Genomic DNA, 18,413 nt, shown 5'->3' with positions numbered 1-18,413 from the left:
TTTGATGTGCAGCTTGCTTGATAGCCGAAGTATTAAATAATAAAACAAGGGGGTTATTGTGTCAAACCGTTCTGCTTATTTTTCTAAAATAAAAATATGTATACTGATTGGTTATCTCATTCCAATTGCCTTGCTTCTGTGGTTTTTTTATAGCTTTAGTGTCAATGTTCCTATTGGAGATCAATGGACATTAGTAAATCTTTTTGACCGTGTTGCAGGGGGAAATGCAAATTTTGGAGATTTTTTTGCTCAAAACTTTGAGCATCGGATGCTATTCCCTAGAATAATATTCACAATTCTTGCATTCTTTTCAAACTGGAACATAAAGCTTGAGCAATTGTGTAGCATTTGTTTGGCAATAATATCTTTTTATGCTATGTATAAAATAGCAGATATTCAGGTCAATAAAAATATTTTTTTATTTCACATATCTAATATTGCAATCAGTATGTTATTTTTCTCTTTGGTTCAATTTAATAACTGGATTTGGGGATTTCAACTAGCTTGGTACTTAATAAATAGTTGTGTAATTTTAGCGGTTTATATTCTGACTATTCCCAATAAATTACCAAATAAATTTAGGCTATTAATCGCAGCCTTATGTTGTTTTATTGCCAGTTTATCTTCATTTCACGGTCTGCTATCGTGGGTAGCTATAATTCCCTCATTGGCTTTTTTTGAAAGTAATGCAAAGGCAAGAAAAATAAATTTTTTGTTATGGGTAATTTTATTTATTGTTTGCTGTATTATTTACAGCATTGGTTACCAAACACCAGCACAAAGTGCTGACATTCTCTTCTTCCTAAAAAAACCGTTAATTTGGGCATCATTTATATTGATGATTGTCGGCACTTCTTCTGTAGGGCTAGTTATTAATCCGGGAATTGTCGGCTTGTTCATCATTATAAATTTTGTGTTTTTGAATGGTTACTGGTTGAAAAACTACCATTCAGAATTCGCTCGTAATGCTCTTCCTTGGTTATCACTAGGTTGGTTTTCAGCTTTGGTTGCTTTAGTGATAAGTTTAGGGAGATCGGGCTATGGTGTAGGCAATGCTCTGCAATCTAGATATACAACAGGAACAATATTGATAGTAATTGCCTGTATACAAATGTGGCGATTATTAATAGAAGATCAAAAGGAATGGCCAAATAAAAGAGTACTGATAATTTCAGGAAGTTCCTTTCTGTTTGGAGCCTTAACAGCCATTTTTATTGCCTACTCTACTGCCGCGATCGCAGACGGCAGAGTCTTCTGGTTGCAAGCGACTAGCGGTAAGACTTGTGTAGAAATAATCCATTATTTAAATAAATCTGTCGATGACTTACCTGACAGTTGCTTGCAAACAATTGCTGGTGGTAATTTGTTTATAGAGCAACTGAGAAACTCGGTTGAACCCTTGAGTCGTCTGAGGTTTAGAGTTTTTCCAAAAGATCTAGCCTTCACAACAAACCCTATTAAAACTTACGGAGCTATTGAAAGCCCATCTGCAAGTAACAAACCCCTAACTTTGCCAAAAAATCTTACTATCAAAGTATCCGGTTGGGCTATTTTACCAGATAGTCGCGAACAGCCAAGAGTAGTTCTATTCTCCTATGGTGATCGGAAATCATTCTTTGCTAATGCAGTTGTCAAATTACCCAGACCTGATGTGGGGAGGAAGCTTAACTTATTAGGTCGTTATTCTAAAATTGGATGGGATCGTTTTGGATGGGAAGTGAATATCTCAGGCAAACTTTTTCCAGTGGGAGAAACCGTGATTAAGGCTTGGGTATATGACCGAGACAGCAAACAGTTTATTAAATTGGATGGAAATCCCAAAGTTAAAGTAATAAAGGAGTAATGAAAACATACAATAGTCTTAAAAAAAACTTACATCGTCAGGAGCATAATTCATGATTTTACAAAGAGTTTTTCAGTTATTAAGCCGTAAAAACAGAGCTATAAGATTAGGGATTGAATTCCCAAGTGCGGGAAGGTTTAAGCTACCGGATACTCTGCTTGTAAATGGTTCTCAAAAATCAGTGATATTGCCCGAAGAGACAGGAGTAAAAGTAGCATTCATAGACGTAATTCTTGATGATTGCTACGGATTGAAAAACTTATCCAAACCGATTCATAAAGTGTTAGATATTGGTGCCCATGTAGGCTTATTTAGTCTGGCCGCACGAAATATGTTCCCACAGGCAATTATTCATGCTTACGAGCCAAATAAGTATCTGGAAAAGTACCTCAAGAACCAAGCAGATGCGGCTGGCTTTGAATACTTTATGGAGGCAGTAGGACTAGAAGCAGGAAAGGTAACTCTCGACTTACACGAAGATTCAGTTCAGACACGCTCTAAAGTTGATGAATTGGGTGACATACCGCAGGTGGCTTTTCGTCAGGCAATCGATCGGCTGGGTGGTTCCATAGATATCGTTAAGCTAGACTGTGAAGGTGCAGAATGGCAAATTTTTCAAGATCGAGATGCGTGGCAGTCAGTTCAGAACCTTTCGATGGAATACCATCTCTGGCCCGATCGCACTCACGATCAGGTTCGGGAGGTTGTTCAGAATTTAGGCTTTAAGATTAAGAAGCAGATTCCAATTACGGATTACGGTTTGTTACTGGCATCTAGGTAGAAATTTGAAAATGACTACTCCAGCCCCAGTTACTTGCATTATTCCCGGCCTTCCCCCAGCGATCGACGGAGTAGGAGATCATGCCCTTAACCTAGCTAGGCAACTCCGCGTCGATTTTGGCATAGAAACGCATTTCGTTGTCGGCAACCCTTATTGGGCTGGAGCAAAAGAAATCGAGGGATTTCCGATTAACAAGGTGACTGTACGTTCTGTTGCTAACCTGCTATCCGTGCTGGATGGTAATTGTCAGCGATCGCCTACCATTCTGCTACACTATGTTGGCTATGGCTATGCCAAGCGGGGCTGTCCTTTGTGGTTAGTTAACGGCTTGGAAAAATGGCGGCGTGCCAGCAGCGATCGCACTTTGGTGACTATGTTCCACGAACTTTACGCCACAGGGCCAATATGGGCAAGTTCGTTTTGGCTATCCCCCCTGCAAAAGAACTTGGCTGTCCGGCTGGCGAAATTGAGCGATCGCTGTCTCACTAGCGAAGAACGTTACGCCCAACTTCTGTATCAGTTTACTTCAGGCAAACAAATACAAATCCCTACCTTGCCAGTTTTTTCTAATATCGGCGAACCAGCACAAGTCCCACCACTTACACACCGTCTCCGACGATTAGTAGTGTTTGGAGGAAGCAGCAACAGGCGACGAGTTTATCAGAGATCTTTAGCCGCTCTGGAACGTACTTGCCAAGAGTTGGAGATTGAGGAAATATTAGATGTAGGGCCACCAACTGGCCTTTATCTCTCCGTCGTCAATGGTATACCAGTAGTGGTAATGGGCAAAAGAACGGCACCAGAGATTAGTAAAATTCTATTAAGTTCTATAGCCGGTTTTTTTGACTACAATACAGAGTATCTAGCTAAATCGACCATTTTTGCTGCTTATTGCGCTCACGGATTAATTCCTATTGGGATATTTTATAGTGAGTTAGAGTTAAATGGTTTGTCAGCAGGGAAACACTACTGGCTAGCAGATCGTCCGACAGGTAGACTGAGTTTGGAAGTTGGGCAAGCGATCGCAAACAACGCCTATACTTGGTATCAAACCCATAACTTATCGGTACAAGCTAAAACCTTTGCCACACAACTGTTGAGCCAAAATAATTAAGTATGGATGGATCACTCAAAACCCAGCGTCAGCTAGCAGCACAAACCAGTGGCGGTATTAGTAGCGATCCAGTCTACGAAGCATTTGAGCGGGTATTGACACAACTCGATCTCAAAGGCGATATTCTGGATTTTGGTGCGGGTACGGGAAATTTAACTCGGCGGCTTCGGGGATTAGATCGCTTCAGTTCCATTACTGCGATCGATCTCATCCAGCATTCTCCCAAAATCGATGATTCTATTAAATGGATCGCCGGAGATTTGAATTATCCAATCGACATCCCCGCTCAAACATTCGATGCGATCGTTTCCGCAGAAGTAATCGAACATTTAGAAAACCCCAGAGCAGTTGCACGGGAATGGTTTCGCTTACTCCGTCCCGGTGGAACTCTTGTTTTTAGCACACCAAATAATGAAAGTTGGCGAGCTTTATTGGCAGTTATATTTCAAGGGCATTTTGTACTTTTTGGCGATACCTCCTATCCAGCACACATCACCCCACTCCTACGCAAAGACGTTGAGCGCATTCTCAAGGAAGCGGGCTTTTATACACCCAAGTTTGTATTTACAGATGTTGGTGGTATTCCTAAATTTCCCACACTTAATTGGCAAACAATTTCTGGAGGCGTTCTGAAAGGTATTCGGTTCAGCGATAACTTCCTAGCGATCGCTCAAAAACCCGCTTGAAAGATGAAAATCCTACTTTACTCTTCCGTTTTTTGGCCTTCTACAGGTGGTGTTGAAACTATCACAGCCACTTTAGCTGAAAATATCGTTCGCTTGGGACATGAATGCCTTGTTGTGACCGAAACAATCACCGATCGAGAAGAAGAACTGCGTATTTATAAAGTAATTAGAAAACCTACATTAAAAGAACGTTTTGAACTTACACGCCAATGCTCTTTAGTACATTCAAATGGCGCGAGCGTAGCCATGTTTCCATTTGCTAAATTAAACAATAAACCTTTTATATGGACTCACAATGGCTACCAAGTTTCCTGTATAGATGGTTTGGGCTGGGTGGATGGCGAACCTGCTCCCATGACTCCCATTGCTTCTGTAAATTACCACTTAAGAAAAAATGGCTTAAGTTATGTTTTAAAAGAATCCTTTAAGTTAGCTGTGAGGCGGTATGTAGCCAATAATGTAGACTTAAATATTGCTTGTTCAAACTGGGTAGCTAAACGACAGGAATGCAGAAAACAAGTTGTCGCTTATACACCTTATTCCTTAAATAAATTCAAAGCAGCCAGAAAAATCGAAAATCGCCAATACGATTTTATCTACGTTGGAAGGCTAGTTAGCGAAAAGGGTGTTCCCGATTTAATCCGGGCTTTTCACTTACTAATTTCTGAGCCAACTTACAGCAGCAAAAAATTGGCGATCGTCGGAGATGGAGATATGAAACCATCTTTAGAAAACCTTGTCGAAGAACTAGCCTTGACAAATAATGTTGTTTTCTTAGGCTCTAGATCTGGCAATGAATTAGTTGAAATTATTGGTAACTCGCATATTGCCGTTGTTCCCTCAGTTTGGGAAGAACCATTTGGAGGAGTAACATTAGAATTGTTAGCAGCTGGTAAAAACATCATAGTTTCTGCGTTTGGTGGACACGCAGAATGTGTAGGAGATGCTGGACTCAAATTCAAAAATGGAGATTTTCGTTCCCTTTATGAATGTATGGTTAGACTTATTACCGATCGAGCTTTAGCTGAGCAACAGCTTGAAAATGCTACAATTCAACTAAACGCTTTTGATGAAGTTAAGCTTACAAAAAGATATCTTGAACTGTATGAAGAGGTAATTTGCCAAAAATCTAATTAATTCTCCTACTAGGTGTTTGATAATGACTATCGATTTGAGGAAAGTGTTATGGTAAAAATGAGTTCGCAAGAAAGTTCCAGTTTTTCCTATAATGAAGATTACTATATTTCTCATTATGGTCGAGTTTTTGCAGATGAAAAATATTATAACCTGCTTTCTCTCTACTGGAAAAAGGCAATTTTTTCTGCTAATAATCTCGACCTTAACCTTTCTGTTTTAGATTATGGTTGTGGATTAGGGCAAGTTTCAGCTGCTCTCCCAGACGTTACATTTTTTGACTATTCTGAGTTTGCTGTAAATTTTCTGCGACAGCGCGGCCAAAAAGTTGTAAGTAATATAGAAGAGATACCGCAGAATCATTTCGATTGTTTGCTGTCATCTCATTCTCTCGAACACTCTCCAACTCCAGCAGAAGACTTGAAAAGATTTCACCGCTATGTAAAACCTGGAGGTAAATTAATCTTAATTCTTCCAGTAGAAGTACAATTAAGCCCTAGTCTTAACCCTGATAACGACCAACATTTTTATTGTTGGACATTTCAGACAATTACTAATCTGCTACTCCACTGTAGCTGGCGTCCTATTCGTCAAAATAAACTGTATGGCCCTTTTTTATTAAGCAAACTTAGCTCGGCTTTGTCTCAAGAAAAAGCTGTTAATTTTTCTTATTCTTTAGGTCTTTTGAAGAAAAATTACCAGTCAATTATGACAGTTGCAGAATCAATTAGTTGACGGAGGAGTTATTAAGTGAAACTGCTAATCGCTCTGCTAGCTGTTGGATTTATATTTTTCTTTTCCTTTTCCAATTGGCGTCGTTCTGTTAAGGTGGTATTTTTACTGGTAGTTATTGAGGGGGCACTACGAAAATGGGTGTTACCTCAAGCTAGCGAACTAATTTATTTTTTGAAAGATTTTGTTCTTTTAGGAGCTTATATTAAATATTATGTAGCTTTGCGTTCTGAAGGAAAATTTCCAATCAAAAATCACTTTGTCAATGCCATAATTTTTATGGCAGCAGGATGGTGCCTGTTGCAGGCTTTTAATCCGAGTTTAGGTTCGCCTATTGTGGGCGTGTTTGGACTAAAAACCTATCTCTTCTATATTCCGTTAATCTGGATGATGCCAGCCTTATTTCCCACAGAAGAAGAACTATACAAGTTTTTGCGATTGCACCTTTTCTTAATGATTCCGGTTGGCATTCTGGGTATTGTTCAGTTTGTCAGTCCAGCCTCTAGTCCCATTAACTCATATGTTCAAAGCGAAGTTGCTAATGTAGAGGTTGCTACATTTATCGGTGACGATCTAAAAGCTGGAGGTGTACGAATAACAGGAACTTTTTCATACATTAACAATTACGCAGCCTACTTACTGGCTTGTTTTGGTTTACTGATCCCCTTACTTTCACTTAAGCAGTTAAAGTGGTGGTACTGGGCTACTATTACTGAAATACTTTTAGTAACTATAAATTCTTTGATGACCGGCTCTCGCAGCACTGTTTTTAGCGCGGTTCTATTTTTACTGGGTTATTTAGGTATTAATGGTCTAAGCAATCCTTCAGGTATTGTCCGTTTGCTCAAGCCTTTCTTTATACCAAGCGTAGTTGTTTCTATAGCTGGCTTCGTCGGGTTTCGACGAGCCGTGGATGCTTTTGTTGGCCGTACAACCGCTAACAGCGACATATCCACCCGCGTTTTTGGCACTATGACAGAGGCGCTTAGCTTTATCAAGTACAAAGCAGTTGACGGCTTTGGTACTGGTGCAACACACTTAGGAAGTGCAGCGCTTCGCAATGCGTTAAATTTACCAACAGGTGAAGTTATTCCAGTCGGTTATGAGGGAGAAATGGGCAGAATTGCTTTGGAACTAGGCCCGATCGGTTTTATTTTATGGTATGGGTTAAGAATAAGTATAATTATTGCTCTTTTCCTGGTATTCTGTAAATTGAAAAGACCTTTACTTCGCCAATTAGCACTTTCGGCTTTTCTTATCCATGCAATTTGGATTAATGGACAGCTTGTTTTTCACCATACTTTTGCACTTTACTATTGGTTTTTCACTAGCTTCATCTTTTTATTGCCTCGACTGGAGCAAGTGACGAATTGGCAACAACAATTACAATGGTTAAACTCAGATGTCGAGTCCGCGTATCTCCCTGATTCATCCGATGGGCAATCCGAATTCCCGTGAAGCTGCACTCGCTTTGTCGGAAGCTGGTTTACTCTACGAGATAATTACGACAATTGCCTACAATCCTAAAGGATGGGTGTCGCGCTACTTAAATTTACTGCCAAAAACAATTAAAAACCGAGTTGCTGATGAACTGGGGCGGCGGATATGGATTGCGCCAAACGGCGTTTTTATTCGCAGTCATCCTTGGCAAGAAGCGATGCGAATAGCTTTAATACGGACGGGATTAAACAACTATTTAGGTTTTAGTTTACAAGAAACTGTAGATTTTATTTATGCTGCCATCGATCGTCATGTCTCCCAGCATCACTTGCAAGGTTTAGATGCAGTCTATGCTTATGAAGATGGAGCATTTACCACATTTAAAGCTGCTAAACAGCAAGGAATTCTCTGCTTATACGATTTGCCTATTCTTTTTTATCGCATGAGTCGCGATATTCAAACTCAAGAAGCTAACCGCTTTCCAGAATTTGCCTCGGCGTTACAAGCAGCTAATGAACCAGCTTGGAAAAGTGAGCGAAAAGAACAGGAAATTCAGTTAGCAGACCACATTTTTGTTGCTTCATCATTTGTGAAGAATTCATTGCTTGAAGGAGGTATTAAAACAGAAAAAATTAGCGTAATTCCCTTTGGCGCACCAATCGATTATTTCTATCCAAAACCTAAGACGGACAAACTTTTTCGCGCTTTGTTTGTAGGTCGTGTTGGGCCTCGCAAAGGCGTCCACTACTTATTGCAAGCATGGCAGCAATTGCAATTGCCAGAGGCGGAATTACTGATAGTTGGAATTAATGAATTTCCCGAAGGTTACTTAGAGAAATATGGAGATGGGGTTCGCTATGTTCCGTCCGTACCGCATACCTCATTAAACGAGTACTATAGTAGTGCCAATGTTCTAGTTCTGCCAAGTCTTGTTGAAGGACTTCCTCTAGTGGTGTTAGAAGCGATGGCTTGTGGTATTCCTATTATTACTACGCTTAACGCGGGTGTTTCTGATATCATTACTAATGGTGTAGAGGGTTTTATTGTACCTGTTCGTGATGTAGAAGCTGTTAAGGAAAAACTAGAGTGGTGTTATAGCCATACCATAGAATTAGCCGAAATGGGACAATCTGCTCGAAAGCAAGCTGAACAGCTAACTTGGAGTCTATATCGACAGAGATTGGCAAGTCGGGTAAAGCAGCTTTTGAGTCTTGGCAATAGTGGTGAAAATCCTTAACTTTCAGAAGAATGACAGCGATAGTGTCCCCTGAAAAGATGGAAAACTTTTCCATTATATAAATTGCAATTCTATACAGCACGATGGCCGACGAAAAATCACTAATACATCTTTGGTTTCCGAATATGTTTGAATTTAAAGGAGGAATTCAAACTTACTCAGCTTTTTTTTTAGAGGCAATCCAAACTTTGTACCCAGAGGGTAATTATCATGTGTTTCTAAAACACGACACTCGCTTATCATCTGATTTCGCTCCCTCAAGTTCTGTCCGATTTCACTTGGCGGGAACTTCACCTTTACCTTTACGGACGGCTGTGTTCGCCGCTCAAATCATCGGACATGGACTCTGGCAACGACCCAGCTTAGTTATAGCCACTCATATCAATTTCACGGTTGCTGCCTACTTGCTTAAACGTATAGCAGGTATTCCCTATTGGACAGTGGCTCATGGTGTGGATGCTTGGAATATTGAGCGCCCTACCTTACAAACCGCTCTGCGGGATGCCGATCGCATTATCTCAGTTAGTGGCTACACGCGCGATCGCCTACTCAAAGAGCAAAACCTCGACCCAGCAAAAGTGGTACTCTTGCCAAACACTTTTGACGCCAGTCGCTTTCAAATTGCACCCAAACCTCAATATTTGATGGCCCGCTATGGACTGACGGCGGATAATTCCATTATCCTAACAGTAGCTAGACTTGACAAAAGCGAACAATATAAAGGATATGACCAAATTATTCAAGCCCTACCTGAAATTCGCCGTAAAATCCCAGGTGTCCGCTATATCCTGGTTGGAAAGGGAAACGATCGCCCCCGCATTATGGAGTTAATTGCTAGACTTAGCCTGCAAGACTGTGTTACATTAGCGGGATTTGTTGCAGATGAGGAACTTGGCGATCATTACAACCTTTGCGATGTTTTCGCGATGCCAAGCAAAGGTGAAGGATTCGGGATAGTTTATCTGGAAGCCTTAGCTTGCGGTAAACCAAGCCTGGGAGGAAATCAAGATGGAGCGATCGACGCCCTTTGCCACGGCGAACTGGGAGCTTTAGTTGACCCCGATAATATAGGAGAAATTGCCCAAACGCTGATTCAGATTTTACAAGGCACCTATCCCCACCCCCTAATGTATAATCCTCACAGTTTACGCCAGAAAGTGATTGAAAAGTATGGCTTTGAAAGATTTAAACAAACATTAGCGCGATTAATTGAACAGGATAAGATATTATTTTCTTAATATAAGTACTGAATAGTACAATTTCGCTCACTCAAATTCTTACTCAGTAAATTAAAAGAGGAACCATTGTGATGAATCTAGATGAAAATTTGATGAAAATTTTGGGTGGTAAATTTGAATACGAACGAACCATAAGGTGTGCAACGCCTTCAGGTAATTACTTTTGGTATCGTAAACGTCAAGAAATTGTCAAACTATTTGAACGTAATATCAGCCTATTCCTAGATTCTCAAATGGACAAAGCAGCGCCTTGCTTGTTTGTGGATATTGGATGTGGAGAAAGCATTGACCTATTTTTAATTCGTGATTCTTTGGAAAAATCTTCATCAGGCTGGCATTTTATAGGTTTAGAAGCAGATCCAACTTCATTACAGGTGGCCAATTTAAGAAAAGAATACAACAAAGCTGATAATGTAGATTTTATATCCTGTGATGTCACAAAAAAATTACCTTTCCAAGATGCTGAAGTAGATATAATATATTGTTCAGAAGTTATTGAACATCTTCTAGAACCAGAGTTATTTTTGCTTGAAATCAAGCGTGTGACAAAACCAAATGGATACCTTATTCTTACCACACCAAATGAACCTAATGTGTTTCAAAGTGCCTACTGGAGCAAAATTCGTCTTCAAAAGATGCAGGCAGAGATAGAGGCGATGAAAGAGGAACATCAACAGGTCAATGTAGAAGCCAATAATGCCTTTTTGTATGGACATATATCCCTCCGAACCATTAGAGAGTGGGATGATACTTTAGGTAAAATAGGTTTTAAAAACGTTGATTACGGGCGTGGGGCTGTGACATATGGAGGAACGCCATTTTTTGACAATGAGTGGATTTTAGGTACTCGTTTTCTCCTAGAGGCAGTTTTGGACTTGCTGCCCCGGCGATGGGTATGTAATCTTTCCGACCAATTAATTGGGCTATATAGACTTGATAAGTAATTTTGCTAGGGACTTAAAATTTGGGGTTTTAACGATTCAAACAACACTGACAGAATTAATGCAAACCACTAAACTGGAAGTTGTCTAGGTGAAAGTTTTACATATCATTCCCTCTGTAAGTACGGCTCTCGGTGGGCCGACACAAGTAGTTTTAAATCTAGTGAAAGCCTTGCGGGACTGCGGGGTTGATGCGGAGATAGTCACTACTAATGATAATGGCGCTACTTTGCTAGATGTGCCATTGAACCAACGTATTGAGTACGAGCAAGTTCCCATCTGGTTTTTGCCAAGATGTTCGCCACCGCTGAAAGAGTTCATATTCTCTCCAGCTATTACTAAATGGCTTTGGGAAAACATCAAGAACTATGACATTTTAGATAACCATTATCTTTTCTCCTATGCTTCTACTTGTGCTGGTGCGATCGCTCGTTGGCAAAACGTTCCTTATACAGTTCGGACAATGGGACAACTTGCTCCTTGGGCACTTGCCCAAAGTCGCCTTAAAAAAGAAATTTATACCTTTCTAATTGAACGGCAAAACTTGAACCGCGCAGCTGCCATTCATTGTACGTCAAATGGCGAAGCAGAAGACGTTCGTAATTTCGGAATTCAGACGCCCACCGTTACCCTACCTTTAGGGGTAAATCATCCAGTATACTGGCCGCAAGCTAAGCAAAAGCTGCGCGAAATGTATGGCATTTGCTCTACTACGCCCGTAGTGCTATTTCTCTCGCGTCTCCATTACAAAAAGCGCCCGGATTTGCTCGTACAAGCACTTGGCAAACTGGCGGCAAAACAATATAAATTTAACCTAGTATTGGCAGGGTCGGGTGAAACAGATTACCTCAATTATTTGAAGAATTTAGTATCATCATTGGAGTTAACTGCAGAGACAACTTTTCCAGGCTTTGTTGAGGGGCAAGATAAAGAGTTGCTGCTTCAAGGAGCGGATATATTTGTTTTGCCATCTTTTTCGGAAAATTTCGGTATCGCTGTAGCAGAAGCACTGGCACACGGATTACCTGTGATTATCACCCCAGATATCCAGATAGCACCAGAAATTGCAGCGGCAAAAGCTGGTTTAGTGGTGAAGGGAGAAGTAGAACCCTTAGCAGATGCGATCGCGCAATTGCTCACCTCTCCCCAACAGCGGCAACATCTGGGTGAAAATGGCAAAGATTTGGTGCAGCGCCGCTACTCTTGGAGTGCGATCGGCCCTCACCTGGCCGATGTCTATACTTCAATCCTTGACAAACAACCCATTCCCCAGTATCCAGACAACTGAAAATTAAAGTGCTAAACTGTGTTATAAATAGAAACATTAATTAGTTGGCCAGGAAAATTTAATGATTAACTACAATTTGCTGGAATCTCAAATTGATAACTTAGCCAAAAGTTTTGCAGAAGCAAAACCAATCAGGCATCTCACGATCGATAACTTCTTGTCCGAGGAAGTTGCCAACCAAGCTTTCAGCGTCTTCCCTACAATGGAAGAAATGGATGTACTAAAAGATTTCCGACAAGATAAAGCTCAAGATCCTGCCATTAACAAATTCAATCTAATTTTCAGCGAACTTGTATCACAACACCTGCATTCAGAACGGTTTCTCGCTCTAATTTCTAGAATTTCTGGCATACCAAATCTACGTACAGATAGCAAATTGTACGCTGCTGGACTCGCTCAAGGAGGAAACGGTAGCTTCTTAAACGTTCACATAGATAATAGTTCTCACCCAGTTAATCCCTGGTATCGTCGCTTGAACTTGCTGGTTTATTTAAACAAACATTGGGCTGAAGAAAATGGGGGCAACTTGGAACTGTGGTCGCCAGATATGTCGGAATCGGTAGCAATTTTACCGATCTTTAATCGCATGGTTATTTTTGCAACAGACAAACAATCATGGCATAGCTATCGCCGTGTCAATACGCTGGATGGCGATACCCGCAAATCCATAAATTTGTACTTTTTCACAGAGGAATCTGCTGATGGAACGCATTATTACCACGTTACATCTTTTAAAGCCAGAAAAAATGAAATACTCAATAAAATTGTATACCCGGTAGATAATTTAGTTCGCACTGTTGCTCGTGCTTTAAGGCCAAATAAAGACGCCCACGCTGTTCTCTACGAGCAGAAAGGTAAAAATGATCGCAAAAATCCGTGAAAACAACCTTTTTTCCAAATATATCGCTAGTTGTAAATTATAAAATGTCCTACTCTCAACGTCTACTCGAACTGGGTAATCCCCTAACTCGCCTAGCACATCGCTCCCGTTTTAGCGCTGTTCTGGATGTCCTTGGCAACGCTAAATATACCCAGGCACTCGATTATGGCTGCGGTGACGGTTGGCTGCTCAGAACAGCTTTCGATCGCGGCATAATAACTTCCGGCATCGGCGTTGATGTGGCCGACTATATGCTATCAGCTTCCCAGGAAATCTTTGCGGGTATATCAGGCTTTCAATTCTGTAAACCTGGTGAAATATCGCAAAAAATATCGCAAAAAAGTTGCGATGTAATTTTTTGCACGGAAACGCTAGAACATATCGGTAATCCTGAAGGAGCTTTGGAGCAAATTTTAATTTATTGCCAGCCTGGAGCTAAAATAGTAATTTCTGTGCCTATAGAAGTCGGGCCTTCTCTTTTGTTTAAGCAAATTGGACGTTATTTAGCTAATTTAAAAGGAAATTACGGTTACGAATCTTATAATTTAAAAGAGCTATTTGAGGCAGTTATTTTATGGGATACTAACAGTTTTATCTCGTCTCACTCTATGAAATCAGAGTACACGGGTCATAAGGGATTTGATTATCGGAAAATCGAAAAATTGTTACAGGAAAAAGTTAAAATAGAGCGGCGGATTTTCTCTCCGTTTCCTTGGAGTGGCAATTTGCTTAACAGCACGGTAATTTGGGTGTGTAACGTGGAAAATTCATAACCAAGGCTAATGTGTTTGAGCCCAAACTCAAGCGATTTAGGTTAATCTGTTTAGTCAGCACTGCCCTCATCGTACTGCTTATTAGCATAATTCCGGTACGATTGGCTCTAGCTCATCTGCAAGCACCCCAACCCCAAGCGATCCTTACCCTTGGAGGAGGAATCGAGCGAGAAATCTTTACAGGTGAATTTGCTCTAGGCCATCCTACACTAGAAATCTGGGTTTCTACCGGCACTCCTCTCGAAGTAGCTGCTGGAATTTTTCGCGCCTATAACATCCCAGAAACCAGGCTGCATATAGATCGACGTGCCGTTGATACCGTGACCAACTTTACAACTCTAGTTGCTGACTTCAAAAGTCGGCAGATTCAACATCTCTACGTGATTACCTCCGCCCATCATATGCGACGAGCTTTATCGATCGCTACCCTTATTCTCGGTAGCCAAGGTATTGCCTTCACCCCCGTCTCCGTTCCCTCCGGCGAACCACCCGAATCTTGGCTTCGCATTCTCCGCGATATTGGTCGTTCCTTAGTTTGGATTGTTACAGGTCGTACTGGAGCAAGCCTCGATCGGATTTTCGAGGTTTGGCGATGAGGATACCAGCCAAGTACTGGATACCCGGTTCTGTCGTTGGCGTTTTGATAGCAACCGAGGTGATACTGCGCCTAGCTTTCGGATTGGGAAACCCAGTTTTGTCAGAAGCCGATCGCTATACCGGCTATCGATTTCAACCCAATCAAAAATTATTCCGATTTGGCAAACATATTGCGTACAACCAATACTCTCAACGTTCCGAACCAATTACACCAAAAAAGACTCCCGGAAAACTGAGAATATTAATGACCGGCGACTCAGTTCTCAATGGCGGTAATCCTACAGATCAGAGTCAAACTATTACAGAACTTTTTGAAGCAAAACTATCTGCATCCGGACATCCGGCAGAAGTTCTCAACGCCTCAGCCGGTTCTTGGGGAATCGGCAACGCCTTAGGATATCTGCGGGAATTCGGTACTTTTAACGCCAATGCAGTCATCCTGCAAATTGGCACCCACGATCTAACTCAGCCCACCAGCACCAGCGATGTGGTTGGGCATCACCCATCTTATCCCACCCATCCCCCACTGCTGGCGATTCAGGAAGCTTGGACTCGTTACACTTGGCCGAACTTAGCTGTTAGGTTAGGGCTTAACGCTACCTCAAGCGATCTCCCTCCGCCTACATCTTCCAACCCGAATGGACAGTTTAAGCAGAATATGGAAAGCTTAAAACAGATAGTGAAGCTGGTTCGTGCCCAGAAAATACCTGTTTTTGTCCTGTATACGCCCAGTTTCGATGACCTATTGCCAAAACCCAGACAGCCTAAATACAAGTCCGAGTTTTTACGGTTGCTAAAAAGTTTACAGGTTCCTATTATTGACACTCATACCGCTTGGTCAACCTTGCCGCCAAAGACGGTAGAAACCTATTTTCGAGATTGGGTGCATCTGACCGAGCCAGGAAATCAAGCGATCGCCCACAAACTCTTCGATCGACTCTGTGTAGCTCGCCAGTTACCAGTCTGCTTACCGAAGAACTCTGCTCCAAAGCCAACCAGCCCCTGACGAATCTTTTACTCCATCGGCTGCGTCACAGATCCAGTGGTAGCGATATGTATAGCACGCTCACTGCTTACACGCTACCGCGAGAATACTGATTTGGCAACGCGGATCTATATTTATACACTCTCTTCAGTAGAAAATCCGGAATAATGGCGGAGTGTTTTGTAGAGGTTATAGGTAAACTACTTTACCCACAGGGGCATAGACCTACCTGATTCCGAACACAGCGAGATTGCTCACTTTGTACAGAACTGGAATTTCGGGTGGGTTTACAAAACTACCCCAAAAGGGCTGATGTCAGCTACAGTCGGTCGCCTCGTGCAACAGCCTGGACTGCGTTAGATCCTTTCACCGAAACTAAAGGCTTTACCAGGAAGCGGTACACCCCGCCTTGCTTCCTCCCCGATCGCTCTTGTGGACGGGGTATCGACCCGGAAACCTCACTAAACGAATGTAGGGATGGAGGTTTGAGACGCTTTCGTATCGAGCTTCTCAAGACAGGTCTCCCCTTCTTTTGGCTGGATATGGAAAAATTAACAGCCCTGCGGGAAGGGATGCCCTGGTCGCGTTATTATTTTATTTTTTTGACCTAATAGAAACCTTTAGGGCATGATAAATGGGAATTCTACAAGGGGAACATACGTTGCACCAGTTAGTGACTCAGCAGCAAAGTGGCACAAGGGATGGAAATATTCCAAAACAGCAGCATCCAGTCAGATTGTCTATCATTACCCAGTTTTATCCGCCGGACTATGCCGCTACAGGCCAGCTCATCGAAGAGCTAGCTACGCAGCTGAGGCATTACGGTTTGTATGTCCATATCTTCACGGGACAGCCTGGATACGCCTTCCAAAAAGAAACGGCTCCAACGATCGAACGAAAAGACAAGATGCTGATTAGGCGATCGCGCACCGCTCAGCTTTGGCCCCGGCGGATTCGCGGCAAAGCCGTCAACGGTCTATTATTTTGTCTGCGTTCCGGATTCCATTTACTCAAAAACTGTTGGAGAGGCGACGTTTTACTCCTCACCACTGCACCCCCTTTCTTGCCCCTGCTGGGCTACCTAGCCAACCTCTGCTTTGGCCTACCCTATGTCTGTCTGCTCTACGATCTATATCCCGATGTCGCGGTGGAACTGCAAGTCGTCTCCGTTCACAACTGGTTAGTTCGCTTGTGGAACCTAGTTAACCAACAGATCTGGAAAAATGCCAAGGGGGTGATAGTCCTCAGCCCCTCTATGAAAGAGCGTATCGTAGCCAAATGTCCAGAAATAGCTGACAAGGTTACCGTAATTCACAGTTGGGCCGATCCAACTCGAATCGTACCTATCCCCAAACAAAACAATTGGTTTGCCCAAAAACACAACCTAGTGGACAAATTTACGGTTCTCTACTCCGGCAACATGGGTCGCTGCCACGATATGGAGACAATTATAGAAGTGGCAAAACTTCTGCAAGATGAACCGATCCAGTTTGTCTTTATTGGCGATGGTGCAAAGCGTCAAGCTTGTTTGGAGGAAACGATCCGCCTGGGTTTGAAGAATTGTCTGTTCTTGCCGTACCAGGACAAGCAGAAACTTCCTCACTCTCTGACTGCTTGCGACTTATCTTTAGTGAGCATCAGTCCGGGAATGGAAGGATTGGTAGCTCCCAGCAAGCTTTACGGTATTTTAGCGGCTGGTCGTCCGGTGGGAGTAATTTGTGAGGAGCGTTCCTATTTACGCCAACTGATTGAGGAAGCTAAATGCGGTGCGACCTTCAGAAATGAGGATGCCACGGGGCTAGCTAATTTTATTCGCCGTTTGGCTAGCGATACTCAGCTAGGTCATCAAATGGGTAAGGCGGGTCGTTCCTACCTCAAATCAAATTTCACGCTGGAAATAATTGCTCAGCAATACTCAGAGGTATTGAACCAAGCCTTATTTACAGAGGTGAAACCAAAAAGCGCGATCGCTGTTAAAGAAGCTCATTAATAAAATACCGATTTCGCAGATGGGTGCGTCTGTTACTGGCAGCAGTTAAATGCTAATGCCTCTGACGCACTATGCGAAAGTCCCTATTCATCTTTAGGATTGAGGTGAATCATTTCCCAAGTTGTGTAAGTACCGATCGGACTCCAAATTACATAAGGGAGTAACAATAGAGCTGCCCAGCCAGAAATAGGCCAGACCGTTAGTGCCAAAATAACCCCTAAGATAGAACCAATCCCGCCAACAATGGTGCCTGCTTTGAGACTGCGAAGCCTTAACATCACTGGGGGGTAGGCGACGATCGCAATTTCTACTAGCAGATAGAACGCCATCAGCCACCAAGTTTTGGCGCTGCCTGGGTCTTTTTCCCACACAATATAAGCAGACCAAGCTCCACAAATAAAAACTACCGTCCAAATGATAGGGATTGCGCCCTCAAAAGTTAGCCACTTCGGACGCTGCAAGCGTTTGAACCACTTGACATCGCTAGGCGTAATTAAGTTGCTAGCTAAAGCAACTATTAATGTTACTGCTCCAATTACCATCCACGATTTAATCATGCCCATACCTTTGCTGTTTGGCACCAAGCCCTAGCCTGTAGCGATCCTGCCAATTTAAAGCGTGAATTTAATCCTTCTGTGGTGAGAATATCTATTGCGATCGGGCTTTAGGCAGAGACTTTGACACTCCCCTGGCTAAAGCCGAGGGGATTCTTGCTTCACTGAGTGACTTTGCCTAAGCGCTGTTTCCAGGTTTA

At 42.3% G+C, this 18,413-nt stretch carries 17 protein-coding genes; 16 read left to right on the top strand and 1 reads right to left on the bottom strand.

Translation table 11 applies throughout. The features are described 5' to 3' along the window. Window positions 1-58: 58 nt before the first annotated feature. The 16 genes from LAY41_RS29465 (at window position 59) to LAY41_RS29390 (ending at window position 17,659) form a co-directional block, all read left to right on the top strand. Window positions 59-1,843: a hypothetical protein gene (locus tag LAY41_RS29465; protein ID WP_249105849.1), complete on the top strand. Its 1,785-nt coding sequence runs from the start codon at window positions 59-61 to the stop codon at window positions 1,841-1,843. Window positions 1,844-1,895: 52 nt separating this feature from the next. Then, complete coding sequence (locus LAY41_RS29460) at window positions 1,896-2,624, top strand: FkbM family methyltransferase (RefSeq protein WP_249105847.1); 729 nt, start codon at window positions 1,896-1,898, stop codon at window positions 2,622-2,624. A 10-nt stretch (window positions 2,625-2,634) separates the two neighbouring features. Further along, window positions 2,635-3,738 carry a glycosyltransferase family 1 protein gene (locus LAY41_RS29455; RefSeq protein WP_249105845.1) on the top strand — a complete coding sequence of 368 codons (1,104 nt, stop codon included), beginning with the start codon at window positions 2,635-2,637 and terminating at the stop codon, window positions 3,736-3,738. Window positions 3,739-3,740: 2 nt separating this feature from the next. Further along, window positions 3,741-4,424 (top strand): class I SAM-dependent methyltransferase, encoded by a 684-nt coding sequence (locus LAY41_RS29450; RefSeq protein ID WP_249105844.1) that lies wholly within the window; start codon window positions 3,741-3,743, stop codon window positions 4,422-4,424. Between the two features lie 3 nt (window positions 4,425-4,427). Beyond that, window positions 4,428-5,561, top strand: a complete 1,134-nt coding sequence (locus LAY41_RS29445) for a glycosyltransferase family 4 protein (protein ID WP_249105841.1) — start codon at window positions 4,428-4,430, stop codon at window positions 5,559-5,561. A gap of 57 nt (window positions 5,562-5,618) precedes the next feature. Next, window positions 5,619-6,293, top strand: coding sequence for a class I SAM-dependent methyltransferase (locus tag LAY41_RS29440; protein ID WP_249105838.1), 675 nt, complete (start codon window positions 5,619-5,621; stop codon window positions 6,291-6,293). A gap of 171 nt (window positions 6,294-6,464) precedes the next feature. Beyond that, complete coding sequence (locus LAY41_RS29435; RefSeq protein ID WP_249105835.1) at window positions 6,465-7,748, top strand: O-antigen ligase family protein; 1,284 nt, start codon at window positions 6,465-6,467, stop codon at window positions 7,746-7,748. Continuing rightward, window positions 7,693-8,967: a glycosyltransferase family 4 protein gene (locus tag LAY41_RS29430; protein WP_249105833.1), complete on the top strand. Its 1,275-nt coding sequence runs from the start codon at window positions 7,693-7,695 to the stop codon at window positions 8,965-8,967. Before LAY41_RS29435 ends, LAY41_RS29430 begins: the two co-directional genes overlap by 56 nt. Window positions 8,968-9,092: 125 nt before the next feature. After that, window positions 9,093-10,205: a glycosyltransferase gene (locus LAY41_RS29425; RefSeq protein WP_249105830.1), complete on the top strand. Its 1,113-nt coding sequence runs from the start codon at window positions 9,093-9,095 to the stop codon at window positions 10,203-10,205. A gap of 71 nt (window positions 10,206-10,276) precedes the next feature. Beyond that, window positions 10,277-11,149 carry a methyltransferase domain-containing protein gene (locus LAY41_RS29420; RefSeq protein ID WP_249105827.1) on the top strand — a complete coding sequence of 291 codons (873 nt, stop codon included), beginning with the start codon at window positions 10,277-10,279 and terminating at the stop codon, window positions 11,147-11,149. Between the two features lie 88 nt (window positions 11,150-11,237). Continuing rightward, window positions 11,238-12,434: a glycosyltransferase gene (locus LAY41_RS32685; RefSeq protein WP_249105824.1), complete on the top strand. Its 1,197-nt coding sequence runs from the start codon at window positions 11,238-11,240 to the stop codon at window positions 12,432-12,434. Between the two features lie 61 nt (window positions 12,435-12,495). Further along, window positions 12,496-13,314: a 2OG-Fe(II) oxygenase gene (locus LAY41_RS29410; protein WP_249105821.1), complete on the top strand. Its 819-nt coding sequence runs from the start codon at window positions 12,496-12,498 to the stop codon at window positions 13,312-13,314. Between the two features lie 44 nt (window positions 13,315-13,358). Then, window positions 13,359-14,087 carry a class I SAM-dependent methyltransferase gene (locus LAY41_RS29405; RefSeq protein WP_249105819.1) on the top strand — a complete coding sequence of 243 codons (729 nt, stop codon included), beginning with the start codon at window positions 13,359-13,361 and terminating at the stop codon, window positions 14,085-14,087. An 11-nt stretch (window positions 14,088-14,098) separates the two neighbouring features. Continuing rightward, on the top strand, window positions 14,099-14,683 hold the full coding sequence (locus LAY41_RS29400) for a YdcF family protein (protein WP_249105816.1): 585 nt from the start codon (window positions 14,099-14,101) through the stop codon (window positions 14,681-14,683). Continuing rightward, window positions 14,680-15,690: an SGNH/GDSL hydrolase family protein gene (locus LAY41_RS29395; protein WP_249105812.1), complete on the top strand. Its 1,011-nt coding sequence runs from the start codon at window positions 14,680-14,682 to the stop codon at window positions 15,688-15,690. The genes LAY41_RS29400 and LAY41_RS29395 overlap by 4 nt, the downstream gene beginning before the upstream one ends. A 613-nt stretch (window positions 15,691-16,303) precedes the next feature. Next, entirely contained in the window at window positions 16,304-17,659 is a 1,356-nt protein-coding gene (locus LAY41_RS29390; protein WP_249105809.1) for a glycosyltransferase family 4 protein, read from the top strand. An 83-nt stretch (window positions 17,660-17,742) separates the two neighbouring features. Here the strand turns inward: LAY41_RS29390 and LAY41_RS29385 are convergent, their stop codons facing one another. Next, a complete protein-coding gene (locus LAY41_RS29385; protein ID WP_249105805.1) occupies window positions 17,743-18,216 on the bottom strand; it encodes a TspO/MBR family protein in 474 nt (157 codons plus the stop codon). Between the last annotated feature and the right edge of the window lie 197 nt (window positions 18,217-18,413).

The organism is Argonema galeatum A003/A1 (assembly GCF_023333595.1).
Classification (GTDB): Bacteria; Cyanobacteriota; Cyanobacteriia; order Cyanobacteriales; family Aerosakkonemataceae; genus Argonema; species Argonema galeatum.
This window is presented reverse-complemented; position numbering and strand designations above follow the sequence as displayed.